The organism is Streptomyces siamensis (assembly GCF_039543605.1).
GTDB classification, from domain to species: Bacteria; Actinomycetota; Actinomycetes; order Streptomycetales; family Streptomycetaceae; genus Streptomyces; species Streptomyces siamensis.
The window spans coordinates 372,464-389,296 of the sequence record NZ_BAABKB010000021.1 but is presented as its reverse complement, the minus strand read 5'-3'; the positions used below and the strand labels follow the sequence as shown (position 1 = coordinate 389,296).

The window sequence follows — 16,833 nt, the reverse complement described above, 5'->3', positions numbered from 1 at the left end:
CGACGCCCGACTACGGGTGCTGGATGGTCCCGTCCTGCGAGATGCGGGCGGCGTTCGGGCCGAAGTCCTCCTCCGACACGCCGGAGACGAGGTCGATGGCCTCGCCGCCCGGCTCCGGTGTGCCGGGCTCGACGATCTGGGTCGGGCGCAGGCGCCCGGACACGTAGGTGCCGTCGGCGCGGAGGCTGACCTGCAGCACGCCGCTGGTGGAGAGGTTGCCGCCGAGGCCGAGCACCTTGTAGCCGGAGAAGTTGCCGAGGCTGTAGGCGATCAGCCGGTTCTTGTAGAACTCCATTCCCCGCATCACGTGCGGGCCGCTGCCCACGACGAGGTCGGCGCCGGCGTCGATCACCGCACGGCTGAAGCGATAGCTGTCGCCGCGGTCCTCGCCGAGGAAGTACTCGGTGCCGGGCTCCACATGGGTGCGGTCCGAGCCCTCCGCGCCGGCGTGCATCGTGACGACCACGATGTCCGCCATCGTCGCCGCCCGGGCGGTGAGCCGCTTCGCGGCCGGGATGTCCGTGAGGTCGCTCGCCCCGCGGTCGGGAGCGAACCCGACCAGCGCGACCCGGATGCCGTGCACCCGCTGGATGGTGATCTGGCCCAGGCGACCGGTGTACGGCAGGTTCACCGAGCGCAGGGCGGCGAACGTCTGGCGCCGCCCCTCCGCCCCGAAGTCGTCGATGTGATTGTTCGCCGTGTTCATCACCGTGAAGCCGGCCTTCTTGATCCAACGGGCGTAGGACGGCGGGGCGTGGAAGGCGAAGCAGTTCGAGCCGCCGATGTCGTCGCATTTGCTGGTGCCGCCTGTGGTGAGCGTGCTCTCCAGGTTTCCGAGCACGACATCGCCGACGAGCAGGTCGTCGACGGAGTCGAAGAACGAGGCGCCGCCGTCCGGCGGCAGGTCGTCCGGCAGCGTGCCCATCACGATGTCCCCCACGGCAGTGATCCGCACGTTGCCTGTCGGGCGCGGTGCCGCCGGTGCACCGGGCAGCGTGGCCCCGGACGCCCGCAGCGGGGTCGGGACGGAGCTGACGGAGGCCGAGGCCTTGGAGCCGACGGAGGCAGCGCCCACGGAACCTACGGACGCATCGCCCTCGGAGCCGCCGCGGAACACGCAGGCCGCGACGACCGCGACTCCGGTCCCGACCAGACCGAGGGCGAACAGGCGGTGTCGGCGCGCCGCCTTCTCCCGCTCGCGCCGCTGCTGAGACCCCTGACCGCCGGACATGATCATCGGCTCATGCTACGAAGCAGTCACCCACTCTTCACGCAGGGTCATCCACCGGCGTGTTCCCGACGCCGTTCCCTTTCGCGCACGACGCGGTCCGCACCGCCTCACGGAACCGGCGGTGCGAGAACGCCGCGGCCGTGCAGCGGGCGGAGCGGGAGCCGCCGACGGACTGCCCGGCGGCTCCCGTGGTGGGCGGCTCAGCGAACGCGGTCGGCCGGCCCGGCATACAGGTAGGTGTCCCGCTGCGTGATGTGGCCCGCGTCGCCTTCCTCCACGTAGTTCAGCTCGAGGAGCCGCGCGTCGGACGGCCGCACGATCCAGTTCGGACTGTGGGCGCTGTGCGGAAAGTCCTCGGACCACTTCCAGGAGATCTCGGTGCCGGCCCGGCCGGCTCCGTCCTTCACGTGTTCGGTCACCACGGCGCCGGGTGTGCCCGCCAGTACCCGGAAGAGCGCGGCACGCAGTCGTGGTGAGGCGGGCGAGCCGGTCAGAAGTTCACCCGACTGCCGGACGGTCTGCTCCGCGGCGGCCGGCCCCTCGGCGCCGGCGGACAGTACGCGGCGCAGTGCTTCCGGCCGGGTGGGAAGCTTGTCGAGGCCGTCCCAGCCGACCTGTCGGTTGCCGACACGCCAGGTGGTGCCGCCCGGGGGAGCCTTCTTGGTGACGGTCCGACCGTTCTGGGTCTTGATGACGAGTTCGGTCCGGCTCAGATAGGTGTCGTCGGTGTGGGCCTTGTCGCCCTCCACGGCGCTCTTCACGGTGGTCTTCCAGTACGGCGCGGTGCTAGAGCTCCCCGAAGCGGCCCGGTCGGCCAGGGTGTTGAACAGTTCTGCCGCCGAGGCGCCGGCTGCCGGCGGCTCGCTGCCGATGCCGAGAACCGGGAGGGCGGCCGCGCCCACCGCCACGGCAGCGACCGCGGCGGCACCGGCGAGGAGCCGACGCCTGCCGAAGCGGTGCACCACCACGGTGGTGGACGTCGCGGTGGCGGATGCGGCGGTCCCGGCTTCCTCCGCGATCGCCCTCCGGACGACTGCGCGGGCCGACGCCAGCACGGCGGGGTCCGGGGCGTCGACCCGGCCGGCGTCCTTGAGAGCCGTGACACCCGGGAAGTCGAGTATGTCGGTGTGCTGGTCCTTGTGCGTCATGCGAAGTCCCCCGTCAGGTTCGTGAGGGTGGTGTCGGAGAGTCCGTCACGCAGTCGGGCGCGGGCCCGGTGCAGACGGGAACGGGCGGTGCCCGCGGGTATGCCGACGACGGCAGCGGCCTCGGTCGGCGTCAGCTGTTCCCAGGCCACGAGCAGCAGCAACTCGCGCTCCTGGTCGGGGAGTACGGCGAGCGCACTGCGCAGTTCCGTCCCCACCGCGGCGGCGTCCAGGCGCTGGTCGACCGCCTGCCACGGGTCCCCCACCGTGGACTCGTACGGCGGCCGAGGGCCGCCTGCCGCGCGGGACACGGCCTGCCAGTGACGGGCCAGCACGTTCCTGGCGACGCCGAACAGCCAACCTCTGGCGGGGCCGCGCGCGATGTCGTAGGTGTGGCGGGTGGCGTAGGCCTGGAGCCACACCTCGGAGAGCAGGTCGTCCGCGGCCGTCGGCGCACGGCGCACGAGATAGCCGTGCAGGGCAGCGGAATGCCGATCGACCAGGGGTTCGAATGCCGCCGGCTCGCGGACGGCGCGAACCAGCAGATCCTCGTCCGGATCCATGGAATCTCCTGTCCGAGCCCGCCGGGTGGCGGTCTCATCCTGTACTTGCACAGGAGCGCCGCGAGCGTTCGCAACGGCCACACGACGGTACGTCCGGCGACACGGGTAAGGCAGCAGCTCTGCGAGTACGGTCACGACCGGGGCAAGGCAGCGGCTCTGCGAGTACGGTCACGACCGAGGCAAGGCACCAGCTCTGCGAGCAGGTTCGCGGCCGGGGCCAGGAGACGCGATCACCGGAGCATGGGAATGCCGCGCACTCACCGCCGCGCGAAGGCTCAGCGTGGTCCCGCGCGTGTGCCGACTGCTCTCAACGCACGTGATCGCGCACGACATCGAGGAACTTCCGCCGACTGGGACTGATACATGCCCAGACCTTTTCGTCCTGCGGCTGTCCCGGATCGTCGGGGCCCTCTCGGATCACGTTCTGAACGGCGAACGCGAGGTGACGTGCCGCTTCATTGACCTCGGGCGCGCAGAGCATGTGGATCGTCTTCTGGGCCACCCACATCCGGTCCACCGTCTGCCGTGCCCGCGCCTGCCACTGCTCGTCGCCCAGGCGGTGCTGATAGTGGTCGACGGCGACCCGTTCCGCTTCCTGCACCGTCGACAGGAACTCGACGAGGTGGGTCAGGCGTTCGCTCCGGCGAGCTTCGGCGCACTCACGAACGGTTCGCCGTGCCTCGGCCCGCTCGGACGCCCGTCCCAACGAGTATTGAGCCAACCACGACACCAGCCCGCCGAGTACGACCCCGATGAGCGGAGCCAGCGTTGTCCCTGTCATTGCTCGACAATGGCATCGGGATCGCTGATGTCATGGTTCCTGACGAAAATTCAGGACACCGCGCTTCGCACGGTGTAGGGGCTTCGTTCGCCGCGCCGATGTCGAGACTCCTGAAGGCGAGTGACGGCCGAGGGGCCGGGCGACGACCGGCCGTCCCAGGGCATCTCAAATCTTCCCAGTGACCACTCGGATGCGATGGCCCAGCGCCTGCGCGAAGGCGGCTGTGAACTGCGGGTGCAGGGGCGGCCAGTCGTCGAACTCGAAGCCCAGGTGGGCGAAGGCGAAGGAGTCGCCGGTCCACTCCCAGGCCGGAAGCGGCGTGCGCTGGGCGCAGGCCGGGCAGTCGAGGTCGGCGGCTCCCGTGGTGTACCAGGTGTCGATGGCCGCGCCGGGCCAGTCAGCGGTGACGCTGCGGCAGTGCGGGCAGATCGCGGAGGAGGGATCCGCCTGGCCGGCGAAGAAGGCCGTGCGCCCTGTGACGACCCGCACTTCGTCGCCGGGCTCCTCCTCCAACTCCTCGATCCTGGCTCGCCAGTCCCACGAAACCAGGTCGACGGCCCCCCGCCAGCGCGGCCCGGCCAGATGCACCACGCCCTCCCGCCACGGCACCGGGCGGATGAAGCCCTCCGACTCCAACCAGTCCCTGCCTCGGCTGCCCCAGCCAACGGCCTCTTGCGCCGAGGCGTCCAGGTCCACGACGGTCTGCCGATAGGTCCCCACGGCTGCTCCCCCTCATACGGTGCACTCGACCTCGTGGCCTCCGGCGCCAGATGACCCAATGATCACATCGGCGAATGCCGACGGCCGGGGGAACCGCCCGGGACGGTTCGAGCGTTCCGACCTCGACGGTTGCGATCCGCAGGTCCACGAGGGGCTGTTTGCGCCCCCTCAGGAGCGCTTCCATGACGGGTCACGGCCCGCCAGTCCCAGAGCGCGGTCGAACAGCGATGCGGTCGGCGGCACGCCGACCTCGGGGCCGAACACCCCGTACTGTCTGGCCATCTCGGCCTTGCCTGCGATGTCCTCGTACAGCGCCGCCGCGAGTTCGTCGTCCACATTCAGCTTCTGCCCGGTGGCCATCGCCAGGTCCCAGCCGTGCAGCAGCCACTCTCCCAGCACGATCCCGCCGATGAAGCGGGCCGGCATCCGCCCGCTCCCGGTCAGCGCCGTCTCGCCGGCCCACGCCTCCGGAGCGCTCCAGACGGCGGCGGTCGCCGCCGACCGGGCGGCATACGCCTCGGCCCAGTCCGGCTCCGCGGTGAAGTCGTGCCCCTCCGCCACGTCATTCGGAGCCTGCGACTGCTTCAGCCCCGCGGCATGGCCCCGCACCCCGGTGAAGAAGATCAGGTGATTCAGGAGTGCACCGACCTTCAACTCCGGACACGGAGTGTGCCCGTCGAACCCGCCGGGCCCGATCCCTCTGACGATGTCCACCGCCGTTTCGGAGGCTCGGGCCATCACAGATCTCGTCTCCACGTCATCCCTTCCCCGGTTGTCGTCCGGCACGGTAGGCCGGGCGACGACGACGGGTCTTGAACAAACGCGACAGCGGGCCGTCTCGACCCGCGCACCGCCGCTCAGCGGTTCCGAATCGACCGCGAGCCGGCCCGTGTGTCAGCCCTCCTTCGTGGACGGGGACACCACCGCACCCTCGCGTGCCCAACCGCCGGCGAACGGCGGTGATCGTTCCTGGAACACTCACCATGCCGCCGAGCCGACACCCACCCACGTACGCGACCTGCGAAGCCGGAGCTCTTCCGCCACGCGTCGATCCCCTGACAGAATCGTCTGATGGCCGACCGCACCTGGCCCGTTGAGCCCACCGCTGAGCAGATCCGCCGATCGTGGTCGGCAACCGTGTCCGCACTGCCCATAGGCACCCGCATCACCGGTCAGGTCGTCGATCGCCGGCCCTTCGGAGTCTTCCTGCGCATCGACGGTGTGCCCAACGCGCTCGGATTGGCGGACATCGGTTCCATGCCGCATGGTCTGAGCCTTCCAGCGCTGGGGGCCCAGGTCAGTGGCGAGGTCGTCTGGCACACCGATCACAACTACCAGGTCAGGATCAGACTCGGCGAGTGGCTCGCTCACGACTGAGTCGGCCGTCGGTGGACCTGGCCCCGGTCGGGGCCGTACGGCGGCGCCGCAGCGCAACCCGAGACCCCCGGCTCGCCGGCGTCGGAAACACCTGAGAAGCGGTCACGCGCGAGCTCGGCCGGCACCGGCTCACCGACCGGTGGCGGCCGAGCGGCACAGGAGCTATTTGTGCGCGCTGCCGCCCGTGTCGTCGTTCGCCTTGCCGTTTCCGCTGTTCTTCCCGGCACCGACGGGGTTGTCGGCGGAGTTCCCGCTGTTGCCCGCGGTGCCCTGTCCAGGGCTTGTCGCGCCCTCGTCGGTCTTGCCCGCGGTGCCCGGTGCCTTCGACGCCTCCGCACGGGCCAACTGCTCGGCGCAGTATGCGGCGACCGTGTCCGCGCCGCCCGCTGCCGTGACGAGCCGCTGCCAGGCCGTCGAGTTCAACGTATGACCGCGGCCGACGACCTGCTGGTAGGCACGGCAGTGGGCCTCGGTGTCCTGCGCCGTGTCCGGCCTGTCCGCCTGCCCGGAGGTACCGGAGTTCTTGTCGTCCGGCACGGAGGATGCGCCGGTGGGGGGCTTGCCGGCCTGGCTGTCACCGGTCCCGTGCGAAGGCGATCCGACCGAGCCGACGGCCGCGACCGCGACCCCGCCCAGGCTGAGGCCGGCGAGCAGCACGGCGAGCGTCGTTCTGACGGGGCGTCCGGCACGCGGCTCCTCGCCGACGCTCCAGTCGTCACGGCGCCGCGTACGCACCGTATGGGCACCCGCGTCCCGGGCGACGCGGAACGCGGTCACGGCCCGCTGCTCCGCCTCCTGGTCGACGGCGCCGCGCAAGGCCGTGGCCAGTGCCGTCTCCAGCCCGGGACCGACCTCTTCGCCCCCGGGTCCGGTCACGGAGCCGCCAGGGTGCACCCATCGACGGCCCTCGCCCGCCAGCCGTTCACCCATGTCCGCTTCCGTCCTGTCCGATCTGTCCTGCCCGGTCGGTCCGTCCGACCTTCCGAGCCCGTTCGAGTGTGTGTACGACCGCCGCAGCCGCATTCGTTCATTTCGACTCCCCCAGCGTCCGGGAGGCCACATCCGTCACACCTTCATCTGCCGCGCCTTCGAGTCCGAGCCGTCGAGCGAGGCGTTTCAGACCCCGGTACGCGGCCGTCCGCACCGCGCCGGGACGTTTGCCCAGTACGCGCGCGGCCGCGGGACCGTCCAGGCCGAGGACGACACGCAGCAGTACGGCCTCGGCCTGGTCCTGCGGCAGTTCACGGACCAGCTCCAGGGCGCGCGCGGTGGACAGCGACTCCAAGGCCTGGTCATGAGTGGAGTGCTGGCTGGGCAGGTCCAGTACGTTCGCTTCGATCATCCCGGGCCGGGGCCGCACCTTGAGCCGACGCAGATGGTCCAGGGCACGATGTCGGGCGATGGTCGCCGTCCAGCCACGGAAACCCGCCCCGTCGCCCGTGAACCGTCCCAGGTCGCGCGCGATCTCCAGCCAGGCGTCGGACGCCACGTCCTCCGCGTCGTCGCCGACGAATCCGCCCAGATAGCCGAGCAGCCCCGGTTGCACGATCCGGTAGGCGACCGCGAACGCCGTCTCGTCCCCGCCCTGGGCCCGCGCCACCGCCGCGCCCAATTCCCCGTCCTGCGCCTTCGCGCGGCGGGGTTGTCGTGCCTGGCCCAAGACTGTCCTCGTTCGTACCGGGTTCCTGGCGGATCCTGGCCGTCCGACGCACTGCGAGCGCAACGACGGCCTCACGGTGACCAGCGCACGTCGCCACGGAAGTGTCACCACGTACCCGGTGCTCCATCGGCTCGCGGATCGGGTCTTCGACCGGCTCCGCCCCGACCGGGTGACGTTTCACGCCGACCGTGCGCTGTGAGGGTGCCGGGGCCGCACCACACCGCCGGAGCGTTCACCGCCCCGGCGACATGCCACTGCCCAGGCCTCTCTCCTCACTGCTCTTGACTCCCCCCGAGAGCAAGGCGAGGAGGGAGCCCGAGGCGGCCGGGCCTCTCCTCCCTCGGTTCGAGGTCCGGCCGCCTCACCCACGCGCACCCCATCGGCCACGGCCGATCCGTCTGTGACGGTGCGAGACGCCGATGACCGGTGCATGATCCCGCCCCGTGCTCACTGCGGTCGGCTGTCGGCTGTCGGCTGTCGGCTGTCGGCTGTCCCGGAACAGGCCGGGGAGGGACGGAGTGACGCTTCCGGGCTCCCGTGCGCTCCTTGTGCGATGAGTACCTACTTCCACCTTCGAGCGGTGCCGCCTCCGGCACTGCGCAACAGCGCGAGCTGGCTGGAACGACTGTTCGATGACGACTGGGAGGCAGTCCTGCACCGCGTCGGCCGGCGCCGTGAGGAGGTCCTGGACCAGCGCTACCTGGACCAGGAGCTCCTCTACGCCGCTACTCCCCCGCATCCCGCGAAGGACGGGCCCCGGTCCCAGGTGGTGCTCGGCGGCCGTCCGGTGTTCCACCCCGGTCGGCGCAAGCAGCCGTTCCTGGTACTGACGGCCGCCCAGGCGGACCGGGTGGCCAGATACCTGACGGTGTCCGACTTCGACGCGCTGTGGGGCAGCGCCCGCGACGAACTGGTGCCGCGCTACGGCGGGGTGAGCGCCGAGCGCGAGACGCGGCACGCATTCGAGGTGGCCCACCAGGAGTTGACGGCGTTCTACGCGCAGACCGCCGAGCACGGAGAAGCCGTGGTGAAGTGTCTGCCGGTCTGAAGCATCGGGGTACGGCGCGCGCATACGGACTCGGCATCCACGGTGGCTTCCGCGTGATGTCGTGCACTGTCGCAGTCGCCCCGGAGCATGACCGAGACGAGGCCGCCCCGGCAGCGGCAGGCCCGTGAGAGCCCGATCACAAAATGGGAGCAATTGCTCGTAATGTGCCATAATCCCATGACGCGGGCCGCCCACCTGCAGTAATAGGAAATAAAGGACCTTGCGTCCCTCCAAATAGGAGCATATGCTCTCATCTGGCCGGTGAGGGTTCACGGACCGATGTGAGCCCCTTCGGCGACACCCGCGGGTACACCCTGCCGACTTCAGGAATCTCACCGTCCGTGATGCACTGCGCACGGATCGTCGGCCCGTATTCGCAGACCCCTCCCCCCACAGGTCCCGCACCACGCGCAGGACCCGAACGATGAAGGCAATCAACGAAATGACCATGAAACTCGAGCTCTTCGTCCTGCCCGTCTCGGACGTCGACCGCGCCAGGGCCTTCTACGAGAAGGCGGGATTCAGGCTCGACCTCGCCAAGGACGTCACCGAGGACTTCCGGGCCGTCCACCTGACGCCGCCCGGGTCCGAGGCCTCGATCCTCTTCGGCAAGGGCCTCACCACCGCCGCGCCGGGTTCGGCCCAGGGCCTCTACCTCATCGTCACGGACATCGAAGAGGCCCGCGCCGAGCTCGTCGGCCGGGGCATAGCGGTGAGCGAGGTGTTCCACGACGACAAGGGCATCTTCTTCCACGGACACGACGGCGGAGAAGTCGTCCACGACAGCCCGGGCCAGGAACGGCTCGCAGGCCCGCACCCCGAGCGTGCCTCCTACGGTTCCTACGCCACCTTCAGCGACCCCGACGGCAACGGCTGGGTCCTCCAGGAGATCACCCAGCGGTTCCCCGGCCGCTGACGACGTCCACTCCGAGGGGCCCGCGGCTCACCCGCGGGCCCCTCGGGGTCCCGATTCGTCCGGCGGCAGGGCCCATCGATCCGGCGACCGACGCGCTCCGACTGCGACTCCGCGCAGCGGAGGCCTCGCCCGTACTCCCCGGCCGCCCCACGCCTCGTACCGCCTCGCCGCTCCCCTCCCACATACACCCCCCGGCAAAGCCGACAAAGGCGCCGCGCGCCCACGAGCGCGGCACCGGGCTTCGGCCTCGCCGGTGCGGGCGCAGAGACCGGCGAGGCCGAAGCCCAGTAGCACGGTGCCACCGGCACGCGCGGGGGGATCGCCTCAGTGGCCCCGACCGGCCGAAGACAAAGGAGAGTCATGCCATGGATGATCTGGTCACGACGGTCATCGAGGCGCACGGCGGCCTGGACCGCTACAACCAGTTCAGTTCGGCCACGGTGCACTTCCGCCTCGGCGGTTCGCTGTGGCGGTTGAAGGGGCAGGACGGGACCTTGAGTCAGGGGGCCGTTCGACTCGGCCTGCACCGGCAGTACGCCAGCCACCACCCCTTCACCGCTGCCGACCTGTGGACCTCCGTCACCGCCAGGCGGGTGGCCGTGGAGACGGTCGGCTGCGAGGTGAAGGCCGAGCGCTTCGACCCACGTGCCTCGTTCCCCGGCGACGCGCATGCCCCCTGGGACGATCTGCAGGTCGCCTACTTCGCCGGGTATGCCATGTGGACGTATCTCACGTCCCCGTTCACCTTCGGCTCCCCCGGGTTCAGGAGCGTGGAACTGCCTCCGATCATCGAGGAGGGAGAGATCTGGAGGCGCCTGGAGGTCACGTTCCCGGATCACATCGCGACGCATTGCCGCCGGCAGGTGTTCTACTTCGACTCGGACGGCCTGCTGCGCAGACACGACTACACGCCCGAAGTCGTCAACGCGGGTCCCGCCGCGCACTATCCCTCCGCGTACGAGGAGTTCGACGGGATCATGGTCCCTACCCGGCGCCGTGTCTACCGGCTCCGCGAGGACGGGACGGTGTCCCGGGAACAGCCGCTCGTCACCATCGACATCGACGGCGTCCTGTTCACCTGAGCCGGCAGGGGCGGCGCCCGCTCGATGAGATGCCGACACACCGGAGGCCGCGGGACAGGGGGTCGGGCTGCGCGCGATCGGCCCGGCCGATGGCAACCGTCCCGCACACCGGTCCGGGCGGTCCCGCTCGCCGGTGCGGGCGGTCCCGCTCGCCGGTGCAGGCGGTCCCGCTCGCCGGTGCGGGCGGTAGGAGCCCCGTCCCTGCGAAGCGGCGGCGAAGCCGATCATTAGGCTCCACGTCATGACCCGTGATCCCGGATTCACCTGCTCGTGCTGCGGAGCGCACCACCCGGAGCTGCCGATGAACTACACGGCCGAGGCACCGGCCGTGTGGGACCCGGCCTTCGCCGACGCCGACGACTGCCTGCTCTCGTCGGACCAGTGTGTGATCCAAGGGCAGCGCTACTTCGTCAAGGGCCTGATCGAGATACCGGTCATCGACAGCGACGAGGTGTTCTCCTGGGGCGTCTGGGTCTCGCTGAGTCGTGAGAGCTTCTCCCGTGCCGCGGACCTGTGGGACACGCCCGGACGGGAGGACGAGAAGCCGTACTTCGGCTGGCTCACCACCGACCTGCCCGTGTACGCGCCGACCTCGTTCAACTTGAAGACCAACGTCCATACCCGCCCGGCCGGCGAACGCTTCTCCGTCGAGCTCGAACCCACCCACCATCCCCTCGCCGTCGAGCAGCGGACGGGCATCACCCTGGACCGCGTACGTGAGATCGCCGCAGCGGTTCTCCACCCCGCCGGTGACGAGCAGTCGTGAGCGCGGACGCACGGGTTTCGCCGGCGCCCGTCGGACTCAGCCGCAGGGCCCGGCACTTCGTCGAGGTGCACGGGCTGCACGTGCCGGGGCCGGACATCCGGCCGTTTCGGGACGTGTGGCTCGGGCACGGCGTACCCGCCGTGGAGATCGAACGCGCGGTGGCGTTTCAGGATCGCTGGGGTGGTATCGCCCTGCCGCCGGCCCTCGCCTACGAGGGGGGTCCACGTGTTTTGGCGCCTGATGTTCCTGAAGGCTCGTCCGAGGAGGGCTGGTTGATTCCGGCCGGGGACGGGCGGGTGTCCATGGCCTATGGGTTCATGATCGGACCGGGAGGCGAGTTCGGGATCCACGCCGGCCGCTGGACACCGTTGCACGCCGACACGGACGGGTGGGTGGAGTCCTTGGCACTGGCTCACCATGCGAGTCGCTGGGCCAAGACCATCACGAAGGTCACGGGCGATGCCGTCGAAGCCGTTGCGCTCGAAGCGCTCGAAGGGTACGAGCCGGTACCCGAGGTCCAGGGCATCACCGACACCTGGTGGCGCGGCGACGACTCGCTCATCGCCCTCTACCGCGGCGAGGCCGTCTGCCTCGACGCACCTCAGTGCCAAGAGGCCCACATCTACGGTGGACTCGACAACTGGGGCCTTCGCGGTGGCTGACCGATCCGAATGACAGTCCATGTGACCAAGGGGTGGGAGTCCGGGCCTATCAGGTGCGAGAAAGCCGGTCCCGGCTCAGCCCCTTCTGGCCTTTGACCCTTGCCGCTCCGCCCACCTAAGTTCTAGGTAGTCGACCGGTCGTTTGGATCACTGTGCCGGTCACTGCCCCTCTGATCCCGTACGAAGGCAGATCACAGCATGCGCAAGACCACCCTGGGCACCCACGGACCTGAGGTCGGCGTCATCGGCCTGGGCGCCATGGGGATGAGCTTCGCCTACGACATGGCCACCCCACGCGACGAAGCCACCTCAGTCTCCGTCATCCACCAGGCCCTCGACCTGGGCATGACCCTGATCGACACCGCGGACGTCTACGGCCCGTACACCAACGAGGAACTCCTCGGCCGGGCTCTGGCCGACCGCCGCGACCGTGCGGTGATCGCCACCAAGGTCGGCATGGAGTGCATCGACCCGACCGGCGGCCCCGGCGGTGCCCCGCTGGTCAAGCCCAACGGACGACCCGAGCACGTGCGCGCGGCGATCGACGCCAGCCTGCGCCGCCTGAAGACCGACCACGTCGAGCTCTACCAGCTCCACCGCGTCGACCCCGAGGTCCCCATCGAGGAGACCTGGGGCGCACTGGCCGAGGCCGTCACGGCCGGCAAGGCCCGCCACCTGGGCCTGTCCGAGGTCAGCGTCGAGCAGATCCGGCGGGCCCAGGCCATCCACCCGGTCGCCACCGTGCAGTCCGAGTTCTCCCTGTGGACGCGCGACGTCCAGGCCGAAGTCCTGCCCTACTGCACCGAGCACGGCATCGGCCTCTTGCCCTACTCGCCCCTGGGCCGCGGCTTCCTCGTCGGACGCTTCGCCTCCTTCGACGAACTGCCCAAGAACGACCAGCGCCGCCGCCTGCCGCGCTTCCAGCAGGACAACCTGCGCGCCAACCTCGACATCACGACGAAGGTCCGTGAGGTCGCCGACCGGAACGGCGCCACCCCCGCACAAATCGCCCTCGCCTGGCTCACCGCCCAGGGCCCGCACGTCGTCCCCATCCCCGGCACGAAGACCCCGAAGTACCTCGCTGACAACGCGGGCGCCGCCGACGTCCAGCTCTCCGCCGCCGACCTCGCCGACCTCGACGCCCTCCCGACTCCCGTCGGCGCCCGGTACTGACCATCTCACCCCGGCGGCAGGTCGATCCCACCGTCCGCGACCACGCGTCGTGCCTCAGGACACAGTGGTCGGTGTGGCCGCCGCACGGTGGGGGACGCCGGCCGGCCACCCCGAGCATCGTGGTCGGCCGGCCCGACGAACCCGTCGCTGCTCAGCAGTTGACAGGGGGGTTGCCTGAGGCGACTCGGCAGAAGTCCACCCCGAGTCCGCCGTCCACGGTGCCGGCGTTCGGGCCGACGGAGATGAAGTCGACGTCGGCGCCGCCGAGGATCCTGCCGCTCCCCGAGGTACCGACGTTGGCCGTGATGAAGTCGCTCCCGGTGCCGCCGTCGACGGTGCCGGCGACGAGGCCGCTGATGACGATCGAGTCGCTCCCGCCCAAGCCGTCCACCCTGTCACCCACACCAAGGGCACCACAGCTGATGTAGTCGGAGCCGGCCGTACCACTGACGGTCGTACCCGACACGGGACGGCCGTTGACCGTACATGAAGTCAGGGCCTGTGCAGGCGTCGCGGTCAGGACGAGGGGGGCGGCCACGAGGGTGGCGGCGCAGAGCGTGCGCATCGCGTGTCTGATCATGCAATGAGTGGTTCATGGTGACTTCATGATCGCAATCCTGCACTGTCGGTAACTCTTCCGTCCGGGGGCGGTACGCCGCCCGGACGGGCCACCGAGGCTGCCGGATCCCGCCGGGTGCGAACCGCGGGACGTCGGGTGCCGTGGCTGAGCTGCCCCGGGCACTCCAAGAGCCGGACAGGCTTCAGGCCGTCGCACCCACACCTTCTCGCCCCAGCCGTGGGAACGCGGGGACCTTTTGGATGGCGTCGGTCGAGGTCTAGCGTGGACTCATGGGCGGCGGGACCTTGACGCTGTTTCTGTGCGGCGATGTCATGCTCGGGCGCGGCGTCGATCAGATCCTCGCGCATCCGAGCGATCCGCAGCTGCGGGAGGGATACGTCGGGGACGCGCGCTCCTATGTGCGGATGGCGGAGTCGGTGCACGGTCCGATTCCTGCCCCCGTTCCGCCTTCCTGGCCCTGGGGCGAGGCACTCCGACTCCTGGACGAGAGCGCTGCGGCGGTCCGGATCGTGAATCTGGAGACGTCCGTCACGCGCAGCGACACCTTCGCCCCCGACAAGGCGATCCACTACCGGATGCACCCGGCGAACCTGCCCGCCCTCGCGGTGGCCCGGCCGGACGTCTGCGTCCTCTCCAACAACCATGTGCTGGACTTCGGCCGCGAGGGCCTGGAGGAGACGCTGGCCGCTTTGGCGCTCGCGAAACTGCGCGCGGCGGGGGCGGGGCGGACCGACGAGGAGGCGTACGCGCCCGTGGCCGTACCGGTCACGGGTGGTGGCCGGGTGCTGGTGTTCGCCCTCGGGGCCTGCTCCAGCGGTGTCCCGTCCGACTGGGCCGCGGCCCCGGATCGTTCCGGAGTGGCTCATCTGCCGGAGCTGTCGGCGGCCGAGGCCGCCGGTGTGGTTCGCCGGGCGCGGTCCGCGAAGCGCGCGGGCGACGTCGTGGTCGTGTCCGTGCACTGGGGCTCGAACTGGGGATACCGCGTTCCCCGGGACCAGGTGCGCTTCGCCCGTGCCCTGGTGGACGGTGGCGTCGACGTCGTCCACGGCCATTCCTCGCACCACCCCCGCGCCATCGAGGTGTACCGGGACCGGCTGATCCTTTACGGCTGCGGTGACTTCGTGGACGACTACGAGGGCATCGACGGCTACGAGGAGTACCGCGACGACCTGCGGATCGCCTACCTCGTCACGGTGGCCGCCGACACCGGACGGCTGACCGGACTGCGCCTGCTGCCCCTGCAGTCCCGCCGCATGCGTCTCGAGCTCCCGTCCGGCGCCGATCGCGCCTGGTTGTGCGCCACGCTCGACCGGATCAGTGACGGCGTACGCATCACCACGGAACCCGACGGCTCCCTCGCGGTCACCCACTCCGCCACGCAACCGGCCTGAACCGACGGACGGACCGGTGGCCGCGGCCGGCGGGGAACCCGGCCGACCGCGGCCCCGATCGGTTTCGTCTGCTGATCAACGAGGGCTGGGGGTGCTGACCCGGGCGGCATCCCCTGTGGGGCTGCTACCGCTCAGGACCAGCGCCTTGGCCTGCTGGAACTCCTCCTGGGTGATGTCGCCGCGGGTGCGCATCTCGGCGAGCTTGGCCAGTTCGTCGGCGCTGCTGGTCCCGCCGCCCGCCGTCTCACGGACGTAGGAGTCGAACATCTGCTTCTGCGCTCTGGCCTGTTCGACGTCACGGCGCCCCATGTCCTTGCCTCGGGCGATGAGGTAGACGAAGACGCCGAGGAACGGCAGCACGATCACGAACACGAGCCAGCCGGCCTTGCCCCATCCGCTCAGGGTGTCGTCACGAAAGATGTCGAAGACGACCTTGAAGAGCAGGAAGAACCACATGATCCACAGGAAGAACCAGAGCATGGTCCAGAAGGCGCTCAGCAGCGGATAGTCGTTCGCCAGGTACATCTGCGTGGTCCCTTCTTCTCCCGCCCGGGCTTCACCCGGATGGCGTTCTGAGCCCACGCTGCACCCGAAGGGAGCGTTCGGCCTCACACGATCCGGGTGATTTTGCAGCCGGTCCCCGGGCCCTCGCCGGGCAGGTGACCACCACGGCGGAAGGACCGCAGGCATCCGGCAGGCCTGAAGGGCAAGCTCGGACACGGAGGGCCATGCACGGGCGAAAAGCGATGGACACAGGTGCTCGTGCCCCCTAGCCTCACCGAGGCTCGTAGGTCCCCCACAGTCGGATGAGGTGCATTTGATGACGGTCCAGGCAACGGCGGCCGGCTTCGACAGGCCGTCCTTCGCGCACGTCATGACCTCATCGGACGTAAGGACCCCATCCAGTGGATCTTCCACGTAGCTTCACCATCCGCGAGCGCAGCCACCGCATCCACAACCCGTTCACCAGCGAGAAGCTGGCTGCTCTGGGGCAGGCCCTGTGCCTGGCCCCCGAGACGCGTGTGCTCGACCTCGCCAGTGGTTCGGGCGAGATGCTGTGTACCTGGGCCCGCGCCCACCGTGTCGTCGGGACCGGAGTGGACATCAGCACCGAGTTCACAGCAAGGGCCCGTGCCCGGGCAACAGAACTCGGCGTCGCAGGCCAGGTGGATTTCGTCCACGGCGACGCGTCCGGCTACGTCGCGGACACACCGGTCGACCTGGCCGCGTGCATCGGCGCCACCTGGATCGGCGATGGACTGGTCGGCACGATCGAGCTGCTGCGTCGCAGCCTGCGCTCCGGCGGCATGTTGCTGATCGGCGAGCCGTACTGGCGTCAGGAGCCGCCGGACCAGGCCACCGTCGAAGCATGCCACGCCGGTGCCAAGGACGACTTCCGACCGCTGCCCGAACTGATCGAGCAGTTCGGTGAACTGGGTTACGACGTCGTAGAAATGGTGCTCGCGGACCAGGACAGCTGGGATCGGTATAGGGCCGCGCAGTGGCTGAACGTCCGGCGCTGGCTCGACCGGAATCCCGGCGACGAGCTGGCCGCCGAGTTGAGAGCCGAGCTCTCCCGAGAGCCGGCCCGCTACGCCAGGTACGAGCGCGAGTACCTGGGTTGGGGAGTTTTCGCCCTCGTGGCCCGCTGACGTCCACGTCGAGGCCGGGTCCGTGAGCGTGCTGCCGGACCCGGCCTTCTCGTCAACTGCTCACCTGTGGCGTCGGCTTGACGAGG

At 70.1% G+C, this 16,833-nt stretch carries 19 protein-coding genes; 9 read left to right on the top strand and 10 right to left on the bottom strand.

All coding sequences use genetic code 11. The annotated features are described in order from the left end of the window. Nucleotides 1-10 precede the first annotated feature (10 nt). The 6 genes from ABEB03_RS26220 to ABEB03_RS26195 form a co-directional block, all read right to left on the bottom strand. Nucleotides 11-1,237 (bottom strand): CapA family protein, encoded by a 1,227-nt coding sequence (locus tag ABEB03_RS26220; protein ID WP_345654316.1) that lies wholly within the window; start codon nt 1,235-1,237, stop codon nt 11-13. A 194-nt stretch (nt 1,238-1,431) separates the two neighbouring features. Continuing rightward, nucleotides 1,432-2,379, bottom strand: a complete 948-nt coding sequence (locus tag ABEB03_RS26215) for a hypothetical protein (protein WP_345654313.1) — start codon at nt 2,377-2,379, stop codon at nt 1,432-1,434. Continuing rightward, entirely contained in the window at nt 2,376-2,939 is a 564-nt protein-coding gene (locus ABEB03_RS26210) for an RNA polymerase sigma factor (RefSeq protein WP_345654310.1), read from the bottom strand. Before ABEB03_RS26210 ends, ABEB03_RS26215 begins: the two co-directional genes overlap by 4 nt. A 307-nt stretch (nt 2,940-3,246) precedes the next feature. Continuing rightward, nucleotides 3,247-3,720 carry a hypothetical protein gene (locus ABEB03_RS26205; protein WP_345654307.1) on the bottom strand — a complete coding sequence of 158 codons (474 nt, stop codon included), beginning with the start codon at nt 3,718-3,720 and terminating at the stop codon, nt 3,247-3,249. Between the two features lie 165 nt (nt 3,721-3,885). Continuing rightward, complete coding sequence (locus ABEB03_RS26200; protein WP_345654304.1) at nt 3,886-4,440, bottom strand: hypothetical protein; 555 nt, start codon at nt 4,438-4,440, stop codon at nt 3,886-3,888. A 168-nt stretch (nt 4,441-4,608) separates the two neighbouring features. Beyond that, nucleotides 4,609-5,196, bottom strand: coding sequence for a TIGR03086 family metal-binding protein (locus ABEB03_RS26195; protein ID WP_345654301.1), 588 nt, complete (start codon nt 5,194-5,196; stop codon nt 4,609-4,611). Between the two features lie 315 nt (nt 5,197-5,511). Here ABEB03_RS26195 and ABEB03_RS26190 point away from each other — a divergent pair, with 315 nt between their 5' ends. Beyond that, on the top strand, nt 5,512-5,817 hold the full coding sequence (locus ABEB03_RS26190) for a S1 domain-containing protein (protein ID WP_345654298.1): 306 nt from the start codon (nt 5,512-5,514) through the stop codon (nt 5,815-5,817). A 162-nt stretch (nt 5,818-5,979) separates the two neighbouring features. On the opposite strand, the gene ABEB03_RS26185 is transcribed toward ABEB03_RS26190, so the two are convergent. Together ABEB03_RS26185 and ABEB03_RS26180 are read right to left on the bottom strand one after the other, a co-directional pair. After that, nucleotides 5,980-6,747, bottom strand: a complete 768-nt coding sequence (locus tag ABEB03_RS26185) for a hypothetical protein (RefSeq protein ID WP_345654293.1) — start codon at nt 6,745-6,747, stop codon at nt 5,980-5,982. A 97-nt stretch (nt 6,748-6,844) separates the two neighbouring features. Next, complete coding sequence (locus ABEB03_RS26180) at nt 6,845-7,477, bottom strand: RNA polymerase sigma factor (protein ID WP_345654289.1); 633 nt, start codon at nt 7,475-7,477, stop codon at nt 6,845-6,847. A 553-nt stretch (nt 7,478-8,030) separates the two neighbouring features. Between ABEB03_RS26180 and ABEB03_RS26175 the strand changes: the two genes are divergently transcribed. The 6 genes from ABEB03_RS26175 to ABEB03_RS26150 all read left to right on the top strand — a co-directional run bounded on the left by ABEB03_RS26175 (nt 8,031) and on the right by ABEB03_RS26150 (nt 13,124). Then, nucleotides 8,031-8,525, top strand: a complete 495-nt coding sequence (locus tag ABEB03_RS26175) for a DUF1877 family protein (RefSeq protein ID WP_345654286.1) — start codon at nt 8,031-8,033, stop codon at nt 8,523-8,525. A 442-nt stretch (nt 8,526-8,967) separates the two neighbouring features. Beyond that, nucleotides 8,968-9,441 (top strand): VOC family protein, encoded by a 474-nt coding sequence (locus tag ABEB03_RS26170; protein ID WP_345654283.1) that lies wholly within the window; start codon nt 8,968-8,970, stop codon nt 9,439-9,441. 365 nt (nt 9,442-9,806) lie between these two features. Then, entirely contained in the window at nt 9,807-10,523 is a 717-nt protein-coding gene (locus tag ABEB03_RS26165; RefSeq protein ID WP_345654280.1) for a hypothetical protein, read from the top strand. Nucleotides 10,524-10,824: 301 nt separating this feature from the next. Further along, entirely contained in the window at nt 10,825-11,289 is a 465-nt protein-coding gene (locus ABEB03_RS26160) for a DUF2199 domain-containing protein (protein ID WP_345654775.1), read from the top strand. Beyond that, complete coding sequence (locus ABEB03_RS26155) at nt 11,286-11,951, top strand: hypothetical protein (RefSeq protein WP_345654277.1); 666 nt, start codon at nt 11,286-11,288, stop codon at nt 11,949-11,951. The genes ABEB03_RS26160 and ABEB03_RS26155 overlap by 4 nt, the downstream gene beginning before the upstream one ends. A 198-nt stretch (nt 11,952-12,149) precedes the next feature. Continuing rightward, nucleotides 12,150-13,124 carry an aldo/keto reductase gene (locus ABEB03_RS26150; RefSeq protein ID WP_345654274.1) on the top strand — a complete coding sequence of 325 codons (975 nt, stop codon included), beginning with the start codon at nt 12,150-12,152 and terminating at the stop codon, nt 13,122-13,124. Nucleotides 13,125-13,275: 151 nt separating this feature from the next. On the opposite strand, the gene ABEB03_RS26145 is transcribed toward ABEB03_RS26150, so the two are convergent. Further along, nucleotides 13,276-13,704 carry a hypothetical protein gene (locus ABEB03_RS26145; protein ID WP_345654271.1) on the bottom strand — a complete coding sequence of 143 codons (429 nt, stop codon included), beginning with the start codon at nt 13,702-13,704 and terminating at the stop codon, nt 13,276-13,278. A gap of 269 nt (nt 13,705-13,973) precedes the next feature. Here ABEB03_RS26145 and ABEB03_RS26140 point away from each other — a divergent pair, with 269 nt between their 5' ends. Further along, nucleotides 13,974-15,095: a CapA family protein gene (locus ABEB03_RS26140; protein WP_345654268.1), complete on the top strand. Its 1,122-nt coding sequence runs from the start codon at nt 13,974-13,976 to the stop codon at nt 15,093-15,095. A gap of 75 nt (nt 15,096-15,170) precedes the next feature. Here the strand turns inward: ABEB03_RS26140 and ABEB03_RS26135 are convergent, their stop codons facing one another. Then, nucleotides 15,171-15,620 (bottom strand): SHOCT domain-containing protein, encoded by a 450-nt coding sequence (locus tag ABEB03_RS26135; protein ID WP_345654265.1) that lies wholly within the window; start codon nt 15,618-15,620, stop codon nt 15,171-15,173. Nucleotides 15,621-16,000: 380 nt separating this feature from the next. On the opposite strand from ABEB03_RS26135, the gene ABEB03_RS26130 reads away from it, so the two are divergent. Next, complete coding sequence (locus tag ABEB03_RS26130; RefSeq protein WP_345654263.1) at nt 16,001-16,747, top strand: SAM-dependent methyltransferase; 747 nt, start codon at nt 16,001-16,003, stop codon at nt 16,745-16,747. The last annotated feature ends 86 nt before the right edge of the window (nt 16,748-16,833 follow it).

Bases quoted from the DNA above. Each gene is read 5' to 3' on its own strand.
- ABEB03_RS26220 (WP_345654316.1), bottom strand. From the start codon at position 1,237: ATGATCATGTCCGGCGGTCAGGGGTCTCAGCAGCGGCGCGAGCGGGAG.
- ABEB03_RS26175 (WP_345654286.1), top strand. From the start codon at position 8,031: ATGAGTACCTACTTCCACCTTCGAGCGGTGCCGCCTCCGGCACTGCGC.
- ABEB03_RS26210 (WP_345654310.1), bottom strand. From the start codon at position 2,939: ATGGATCCGGACGAGGATCTGCTGGTTCGCGCCGTCCGCGAGCCGGCG.
- ABEB03_RS26190 (WP_345654298.1), top strand. From the start codon at position 5,512: ATGGCCGACCGCACCTGGCCCGTTGAGCCCACCGCTGAGCAGATCCGC.
- ABEB03_RS26205 (WP_345654307.1), bottom strand. From the start codon at position 3,720: ATGACAGGGACAACGCTGGCTCCGCTCATCGGGGTCGTACTCGGCGGG.
- ABEB03_RS26165 (WP_345654280.1), top strand. From the start codon at position 9,807: ATGGATGATCTGGTCACGACGGTCATCGAGGCGCACGGCGGCCTGGAC.
- ABEB03_RS26135 (WP_345654265.1), bottom strand. From the start codon at position 15,620: ATGTACCTGGCGAACGACTATCCGCTGCTGAGCGCCTTCTGGACCATG.
- ABEB03_RS26145 (WP_345654271.1), bottom strand. From the start codon at position 13,704: ATGATCAGACACGCGATGCGCACGCTCTGCGCCGCCACCCTCGTGGCC.
- ABEB03_RS26185 (WP_345654293.1), bottom strand. From the start codon at position 6,747: ATGGGTGAACGGCTGGCGGGCGAGGGCCGTCGATGGGTGCACCCTGGC.
- ABEB03_RS26170 (WP_345654283.1), top strand. From the start codon at position 8,968: ATGACCATGAAACTCGAGCTCTTCGTCCTGCCCGTCTCGGACGTCGAC.
- ABEB03_RS26140 (WP_345654268.1), top strand. From the start codon at position 13,974: ATGGGCGGCGGGACCTTGACGCTGTTTCTGTGCGGCGATGTCATGCTC.
- ABEB03_RS26215 (WP_345654313.1), bottom strand. From the start codon at position 2,379: ATGACGCACAAGGACCAGCACACCGACATACTCGACTTCCCGGGTGTC.
- ABEB03_RS26150 (WP_345654274.1), top strand. From the start codon at position 12,150: ATGCGCAAGACCACCCTGGGCACCCACGGACCTGAGGTCGGCGTCATC.
- ABEB03_RS26160 (WP_345654775.1), top strand. From the start codon at position 10,825: ATGAACTACACGGCCGAGGCACCGGCCGTGTGGGACCCGGCCTTCGCC.